This window comes from Micromonospora sp. NPDC049799 (genome assembly GCF_040656655.1).
In the GTDB taxonomy this organism is placed as follows: Bacteria; Actinomycetota; Actinomycetes; order Mycobacteriales; family Micromonosporaceae; genus Micromonospora.
Map to the genome: position 1 here is coordinate 1 of NZ_JBFAMU010000436.1, position 4,118 is coordinate 4,118.

The window sequence follows — 4,118 nt, forward strand, 5'->3', positions numbered from 1 at the left end:
GGGGTGGTGGCCCCACCCCCCCAATGTTTAAAAGGCCCGGCGGGCCGGGGGGCGCAACCGGCCGCCCGCCGCCGGACCGAACTTGCCGACCGCGCGGCGGCGCAGCTCGGCCTGGGTGAGCGCCGCCGAGGCCAGTCCGGGCGGCAGGCCGCCGGACCGCAGCGCGGCCGCCGCCGACAGCGGATCACCGCCGGCCAGGCGCGTGGCCGCGTCCAGTGCGGCCGACCCCTCCGGCGTACGCAGTTCCGCCAGCTGTTCCAGGTTCACCCGCCCATTGTTCCGGCCCCGGTCGGGGTGCCGGGACGGCGGTGTCAGTGCGAGGTGGGAACGGCGGCCACGAAGCCCCGCCAGGTGGCCGGAGTGAACGTCAGCACCGGCCCGGTCGGGTCCTTGCTGTCCCGGACGGCGACCACGTCGGGCAGGTTGTCGGCGACCTCGACGCAGGCGCCGCCGTTGCTGTTGCTGCGGGTGGACTTGCGCCAGGTGGCGTGGGTCAGGTCCATGTCTTCGCCACTTCCTCGATCAGGCGGGCGGACTGCCGGCGCGGCAACGCCTCACCGGCCACAGTCTCCCAACGCCGTCCCAGGCTGGCAAGGTCGTTCGGGCTGTCCACGGTGTGGCCCCGGAGTTGGTCGTCCAGGTGTGCCACCTCGGTCCCGTCGGCGAGCCGGGCCAGGACGAAGGGGCCGTTGAGCCCGATGTGCCACGGCGCCTCGGCCGGGATGATGCGCACCTGCACGTGTGGCTCGGCACCGATGGTCCGCAGGTGATCCAGTTGCTCCCGCATGGTCGCCCGGTCGCCGACCAGCCGGCGCAGCGCCTGCTCGTCCACCACGGCGACGAGCTGCGGCGGCCGGTCGCGGGTCAGCACCGCCTGCCGGGCCATCCGGGCCAGCACCCGCTCGTCGATCTCGTCGTCGGTCAGCAGCGGGCCGGCCCGGAGCATCGCCCGCGCGTACGCCTCGGTCTGGAGCAGGCCGGGAATCACCGTCGGATCGCACCAGCGTAGGGCGCTGGCCTCCCGCTCGACCTCCTCCCACGGGCGGAACCAGTCCGGCGCGGCGTGCAGCCGGATCAGCTCCAGCAGGCTGACGAAGAGACCGCCGGTCTCCAGCACCGTGTCGACCCGGGCCAGGTAGTCCGGGCCCAGCGGCTTGTGTCCGACCTCGACGGCGCTGACCGCCGAAGACGAGTAGTTGATCAGCCTGCCCAGCTCCTCCTGGCTGAGGCCGCGTGCCTGCCGGGCCCGGCGCAACTGGTCGCGCAGGAACCCCAGGGTTGGTACGTCGCTCATCCGCCGTCCTCCGTGTGCCGACTGGTGTCGGAACGTAGGCGCGCGATCACGGACGCGGAAGCGAGTGCCGGCGTGTCGCGGTGAAGAGTGGCGGAGGAGTGGCGACACGGAGCGGCGACCGTTGGCACTCTCCTTGACGGAGTGCTAGCCGAGGAATAACCTGCGATTAGCACTCTCACCCTGAGGGTGCCAACTTCCGGGCCTGTGTCCGGTCGTTGAACGCCAGGCGGACCGGCACCCGCGACGACGGCCCCGCCCGGTGGCATGTGGCAGATTGACGCTGGTCGGCTCCGGTCGACCGGTAACGAAACCAGTACCCCAGGAGGGTATGCCCGTGACTACCGCGACCAAGGTTGCGATCAAGCCGCTCGAGGACCGGATCGTGGTCCAGGCGAACGAGGCTGAGACCACCACGGCGTCGGGCATCGTGATCCCCGACACCGCCAAGGAGAAGCCGCAGGAGGGCACCGTCCTCGCTGTCGGCCCGGGCCGGATCGACGACAACGGCAACCGCGTGCCGCTCGACGTGAAGGTCGGCGACACCGTTCTCTACTCGAAGTACGGCGGCACCGAGGTCAAGTACGCCGGCGAGGAGTACCTGGTGCTCTCCGCCCGCGACGTCCTCGCGGTCATCGAGAAGTAAGCAACCGATCAGTGTCGTTGCCCCGGTCCGGCTCGCCGGGCCGGGGCAACGTCGCTTCGAAGGGACATTCATGGCGAAGATCCTGAGCTTCTCGGACGACGCCCGGCACCTGCTGGAGCACGGTGTCAACGCCCTCGCGGACACGGTCAAGGTCACCCTCGGCCCGCGCGGGCGCAACGTCGTCCTGGACAAGAAATTCGGTGTGCCCACGATCACCAACGACGGCGTGACCATCGCCAAGGAGATCGAGCTCACCAACCCGTACGAGAACCTTGGCGCGCAGCTGGTCAAGGAGGTGGCGACCAAGACCAACGACATCGCCGGCGACGGGACCACCACCGCCACCGTGCTGGCCCAGGCCATGGTCCGCGAGGGCCTGCGCAACGTGACCGCCGGCGCCAACCCGGCCGGCCTGAAGCGGGGTGTCGACGCGGCCGCCGCCAAGGTCTCCGAGGCGCTGCTCGCCAAGGCCGTCGAGGTCTCCGACAAGGAGTCGGTCGCGCAGGTCGCGACGATCTCCGCGCAGGACGCCACGATCGGTGAGCTGATCGCCGAGGCGATGGAGAAGGTCGGCCGCGACGGTGTCATCACCGTCGAGGAGGGCTCCACGCTGACCACCGAGCTGGAGGTCACCGAGGGTCTCCAGTTCGACAAGGGCTTCATCTCGCCGAACTTCGTCACCGACGTGGAGGGGCAGGAGGCGGTCCTCGAGGACCCGTACATCCTGATCACCACCCAGAAGATCTCGGCGATCGAGGAGCTGCTGCCGCTGCTGGAGAAGGTCCTCCAGAACAGCAAGCCGCTGCTGATCATCGCCGAGGACGTGGAGGGCCAGGCGCTCTCCACCCTGGTGGTCAACTCCATCCGTAAGACCATCAAGGTCTGCGCGGTCAAGGCCCCCGGGTTCGGCGACCGCCGCAAGGCGATGCTGCAGGACATGGCGGTCCTGACCGGTGCCGAGCTGGTCGCCCCGGAGCTGGGCTACAAGCTCGACCAGGTCGGCCTGGAGGTGCTCGGCACCGCCCGGCGTGTCGTGGTCGACAAGGAGAACACCACCGTCGTCGACGGCGGCGGCAAGTCCGCCGAGGTCGCCGACCGGGTGTCCCAGATCCGCAAGGAGATCGAGGCCTCGGACTCCGAGTGGGACCGGGAGAAGCTCTCCGAGCGGCTCGCCAAGCTCTCCGGCGGCATCGCCGTCATCAAGGTGGGCGCGGCGACCGAGGTCGAGATGAAGGAGCGCAAGCACCGCATCGAGGACGCCATCGCGGCGACCAAGGCCGCGGTCGAGGAGGGCACGGTCCCCGGCGGCGGCGCCGCCCTGGTCCAGATCCGGTCGGTGCTCGACGACGACCTCGGCTTCACCGGTGACGAGAAGGTGGGTGTCTCGATCGTGCGCAAGGCACTGGTCGAGCCGCTGCGCTGGATCGCCCAGAACGCCGGCCACGACGGCTACGTGGTGGTGGAGAAGGTCGCCGGCAAGGACTGGGGCCACGGCCTCAACGCCGCCACCGGCGAGTACGTCGACCTGGCCAAGGCCGGCATCCTCGACCCGGTGAAGGTGACCCGTAACGCGGTCTCCAACGCCGCGTCGATCGCCGGGCTGCTGCTCACCACCGAGAGCCTCGTGGTGGAGAAGCCGGAGAAGGCCGAGCCGGCCGCCGCCGGTGGTCACGGTCACGGTCACGGCCACCAGCACGGCCCGGGCTTCTGACCCTCGCCGTACGCCTCGTCGGGGCGCGTCGCCGGTACTCGGCGGCGCGCCCCGACGCCGTCCGGGCCCCGGTGCTTACGGAACGCTGACGCGACTGGTCGCCGCTCCCGTGATCGGAAAGACTGGTCCGATGAGCACCACGACCCCCCGGTACGCCGCCCTGGCCGGGCTCACCGCCGCCGCCGTGGCGATCGGCTCAGCCGAGATCGTGGCGGTGCTGACCGGCCCCCGCTCGGCGCCCCTGGTCGCCGTCGGGGGACTGGTCGTGGACACCGTGCCCGAGCCGCTCAAGCAGTTCGGCATCGCGCTCTTCGGCACGTACGACAAGATCGCTCTTCTGGTGGGGACGGCGCTGCTGCTCGGCGCGTTCGCCGCGCTGCTCGGCGTCCTGGCTCTGCGCCGGCTGTGGGTGGGCCTGGCCGGCATCGCGGCCTTCGCCGCCCTCGGCGTGGCCGCGGCCCTGACCCGGG

Annotated in this window: 5 protein-coding genes and 1 pseudogene; 3 read left to right on the forward strand and 3 right to left on the reverse strand. The window is 70.9% G+C overall.

Annotation, left to right across the window (positions count from 1 at the left end; all coding sequences use genetic code 11):
• Positions 1-27: 27 nt before the first annotated feature.
• Genes AB0I76_RS23915 through AB0I76_RS23925 form a run of 3 tightly spaced genes read right to left on the reverse strand, consistent with a single transcriptional unit; the run spans position 28 to position 1,294 of the window.
• A complete protein-coding gene (locus AB0I76_RS23915; protein ID WP_357039464.1) occupies positions 28-267 on the reverse strand; it encodes a hypothetical protein in 240 nt (79 codons plus the stop codon).
• Between the two features lie 44 nt (positions 268-311).
• A complete protein-coding gene (locus tag AB0I76_RS23920) occupies positions 312-503 on the reverse strand; it encodes a DUF397 domain-containing protein (RefSeq protein WP_357039467.1) in 192 nt (63 codons plus the stop codon).
• Positions 494-1,294 carry a helix-turn-helix transcriptional regulator gene (locus AB0I76_RS23925; protein ID WP_357039470.1) on the reverse strand — a complete coding sequence of 267 codons (801 nt, stop codon included), beginning with the start codon at positions 1,292-1,294 and terminating at the stop codon, positions 494-496. The genes AB0I76_RS23920 and AB0I76_RS23925 overlap by 10 nt, the downstream gene beginning before the upstream one ends.
• Positions 1,295-1,622: 328 nt before the next feature.
• Between AB0I76_RS23925 and groES the strand changes: the two genes are divergently transcribed.
• The 3 genes and pseudogenes from groES to AB0I76_RS23940 all read left to right on the forward strand — a co-directional run.
• Positions 1,623-1,937, forward strand: a complete 315-nt coding sequence (gene groES / locus AB0I76_RS23930) for a co-chaperone GroES (protein ID WP_084757526.1) — start codon at positions 1,623-1,625, stop codon at positions 1,935-1,937.
• Positions 1,938-2,007: 70 nt separating this feature from the next.
• Entirely contained in the window at positions 2,008-3,648 is a 1,641-nt protein-coding gene (gene groL, locus AB0I76_RS23935; RefSeq protein ID WP_357039473.1) for a chaperonin GroEL, read from the forward strand.
• A 130-nt stretch (positions 3,649-3,778) separates the two neighbouring features.
• A pseudogene (locus tag AB0I76_RS23940) lies at positions 3,779-4,118 on the forward strand (molybdopterin-binding oxidoreductase); the annotation flags it as partial.

Coding starts and splice junctions, on each gene's coding strand:
- AB0I76_RS23920 (WP_357039467.1), bottom strand. CDS start 503: ATGGACCTGACCCACGCCACCTGGCGCAAGTCCACCCGCAGCAACAGC.
- AB0I76_RS23925 (WP_357039470.1), bottom strand. CDS start 1,294: ATGAGCGACGTACCAACCCTGGGGTTCCTGCGCGACCAGTTGCGCCGG.
- groES (WP_084757526.1), top strand. CDS start 1,623: ATGCCCGTGACTACCGCGACCAAGGTTGCGATCAAGCCGCTCGAGGAC.
- groL (WP_357039473.1), top strand. CDS start 2,008: ATGGCGAAGATCCTGAGCTTCTCGGACGACGCCCGGCACCTGCTGGAG.